This window comes from Bradyrhizobium sp. NAS80.1, from assembly GCF_001908205.1.
In the GTDB taxonomy this organism is placed as follows: Bacteria; Pseudomonadota; Alphaproteobacteria; order Rhizobiales; family Xanthobacteraceae; genus Bradyrhizobium.
Genome location: NZ_LGHL01000333.1, coordinates 1 through 3,347, shown reverse-complemented (window position 1 = coordinate 3,347; position 3,347 = coordinate 1). Strand labels below are relative to the sequence as shown.

At 64.5% G+C, this 3,347-nt stretch carries 1 protein-coding gene; it reads right to left on the bottom strand.

The window, feature by feature from the left end; all coding sequences use genetic code 11:
• Positions 1-158 precede the first annotated feature (158 nt).
• The gene (locus AC629_RS42965; RefSeq protein ID WP_168195737.1) at positions 159-2,876 is read right to left on the bottom strand and encodes an autotransporter outer membrane beta-barrel domain-containing protein; all 2,718 of its coding nucleotides are present in this window, start codon (positions 2,874-2,876) and stop codon (positions 159-161) included.
• Between the last annotated feature and the right edge of the window lie 471 nt (positions 2,877-3,347).

The window sequence follows — 3,347 nt, the reverse complement described above, 5'->3', positions numbered from 1 at the left end:
CTGGCCCTTCGCGTCATTTCGTTGCCACGCAGTAAGCGGAACGCTTTCGGCGAAGAGCAGACATCGACCGGTAGCCGAAGCCCGCAGTGTCTGTCGAAAATGACCCGTAGCCGACCAATACAGCCCGCCCACTTAAAACAATGGACCAGCAGCACACGTCACCAAGCGTAGCGCACCACGCCCTTGCCTGCATACGAGCGCGTCACATCGGAGAACTCGCCTTCGAACGTCGCCGCTGCTGACCAGCCGTTGAGCCACTTCTTTTCGGCCGAGGCCGTGACCAACGCCGAGTCCGCTGACATGGCGGCCCCATTCACGACGAAGCTCGCCCCCGGCAGGCTCTGGAAGGTTGCTCCGATGATACGGTTTGGATTGTAGTCGTGCGCCCAGGCAAGGCGGCCTCGCAGCGTCAGGATGCCGTCAGCTTGGCCAAACGCTTTGTCGGTACGCAAACCAAGTTCGCTGCGGGTATCGGTGATGCTCTTGCGGTTGTAGGCAAGCGCGAACTGGTTGCTGCCGACGATCGCCTGCTCCGCATAGGCCGGCAAATCGAAGGTGGTGAACTGCCCCGCCGCATAAGGCGTCAGGCCGATCCCCTGCGTGAGGAAGCGATAGCCGCCTTCAAGTCGGCCGGAATAGGCATTGGCGTTGAACTCAGCGCGCAGCCTGTCAACGCCCGCAACCGTAACGGTGCGATCCGTGACAACGTCCTGCCAGCCGTATGCAAGCGCGCCGATGATGTAGGCCGGCCCGGCGTTGTGGCGGAAGAACGCGCCGGCCTGGAACAGGTCGGAGCGCCCGCCACCCAGATTGTTGACGACGGAGAAGCTGGTGCCGCCGCCGGCAAGCGCGAAGCCGAGCAGCGTGTCGCGTGACAGGCGATAGTCCGCGCCGACCGCAGTACCGTAAAGGTTGCTCGTGGTGGCGTTCGAACCGATCCCCGCATTGCCGTCGGTTTGCTGTGAGCCACCAAAGCCCGCCGCCCACACGCTCCAGCGCTGCTCGAAGGATGGCGCCAGCGGGGCCTTTGTGTAAGCGGCGAATGCGTCGCGGGCCGCTGCGGGGCGTTTGCCAGAGGCGGCATAGGCCATGCTTTCGTCGGCAAACGCGTTAGGCGTTCCTCCGGCGCTTAGCGGATCGCCTCGGCCGGCGACGAACGGGTCGGTCATTACGCCCAAAAACTGGTTCATGGCGCTGAACGTCGCCTGCTGCGATCCCGTGCCGATCTCGCCGGACGCTTGCGTCAGGCCCGCTGGGGTCAGCGCGCCGAAGGCGACCGGAATGCTGCCCGTCCGGTTGAAGAAGCCCGTCAGCGCGTCCGCGACGTTCTGCTGGTTGACGTTGAGGCTGCCGCCCGCCGGCGCGAAGTTCAGCGCGACATCGAGGAAGACGTTGTTGGCGTCGTAGCTCAGCGTCGACTGGATGGCGGCGAAGTTGGAAACAACGGCCGGATTGAACGCGCCGCTGACGCCGCCGGTCGCGTTCAGGATCGTGTAGTGCTTACTCACATACGCACCCGGCGCGAACACCGCATTCACGGTGGCGCCGCCGAGCGTCGCGGTGCCGGTCACATTTGTGCGGTCCGCCGTGGCGGTCGAGACGTCCACCTGGTAGGTCGAAGGCGCCGTGAAGGCGAGATTGCCCTGCACGGTGAGCAGTCCCGTCGGATTGCCGGGTGCGAGCGTGCCGCCATTGACGAGCGTGTTGCCGACGACGCCAGTACCGCCCAGCGTGCCGCCCGCATTGACGGTGGTGAGGGACGAGGACGTAATCGACCCGTTCACGGTGAGCGTGCCGCCGTCGATTGTGGTCGGTCCGGTGTAGGTGTTGGCCGCCGTGAGCAGGGTCGTGCCGGCCTCGACCAGCACCGATCCGATGCCCGAGATCGCCGGCGCAAACACGTAGCTCGGCGCGGTGTGGTTGAACACGATCTGCCCGGTGCCAGCCCCGAACGCGACGGATGGCGTGTTCAGCGTGCCCGGGGCCACCGCCGGCTGGCCCGCCGCCGCGCCGATGTTGAGCGTGCCGGTCGAGCCGGTCAGGGCGGCAATCAACACAGTCGTAGCCGAAACAGTGCCGCCGTTCTGGATGGTCAGCGTGCCGGTGCCCGATGTTCCGACAGAGAGCACGTTGGCATTGCTCCAGGACGAGCCAGCGCCAGTCACTGTGACCGTGCCGGTCGAACTTGAATTCCAGCCGATGTAGCCGGCGGCGTTGCTCACGCTGCCGCCGTTCAGGATGCTCAGCGTGCCGGTGCCAAATAGGCCGACAAGCAGGGCGCCGCCACTGCTCCAGGACGAGCCGGTGCCAGTCACCGTTGCGGTGCCGGTCGAACCTGCCATGTAGCCGAGGTAGCCCTCATGGACGTTGCTCACGCTGCCACCGTTCTGGATGGTTAGCGTGCCGGTGCCGGAATTGCCGACGATGAGCGCGACGGTATGGTTCCAGGACGAGCCGGCGCCCGTCACCACCGCGGTGCCAATTGAACTCGGCGAGAAGCCGAGGATGCTGGAGGCGTTGCTCACGCTGCCGCCGTTCTGGATGGTCAGCATACCGGCACCGGAATTGCCGACAATCAGGTTTGAGGTGTGTGCACCGGGCGCGGCGACCACCGTCGGATTTGGACTGGCCGCATCGATGTTCGTAGTAGGGCCGGGTGTTGTCGGAACGCCGGCCGTCCAATTGCCGCTCGTGAACCAGTCCGTCGAAACGGCACCGGTCCAGTCCGTGGCCTGCGAGGGCGTGGTCGCCGCCACCATTCCGAACGCCGCGAGCGAAGTGGTGCACAGCAGGATGCGGCGGATCGAGTCCGTCTTACCGCTGCGTCTCGCGCCAGCGCAATTTCCCCGCACGCACGCCGCCATCCGCAGCAACATCACATGCGTCCCCATTACGCTTCCCAATGCTCAATTCCTGTAGAAGAAATCGCGGAGACCTTACTGTACGTCAATCCGGCAGGCGGGCCGGCGCATCGATTAAACATTGCCGTGGCATTCGGGATACACCGCCGGTTGCAAAGGGCGGCGCCGTGGCTGCGGGGCGGTTGTTCAGCGTCCGTCCTTAGTTCGGCCTGATCCGGACGGCATCCGTGCTCTTCAGGGTTGCGGATAGATTGACCGAAAGTGACGACCGCTCCTGGCCCTTCGGCGAAGCGGCGGCATCGCTCCATGAGGTCCGCTTATTGAGGCATTGGCGGACAAGATTTGCTCCGGTTGAGTTCTTCGCATTTTGACCCACAGCGGACCTCGGGACTGCAAGCAACTTGTGCCAGCCACCAACCATTCGGAGCCTAAATTATCGCGCTGCGGGAGTTCTATGCGTGGCTGAGCGTTTGCAGTAAAATCAAA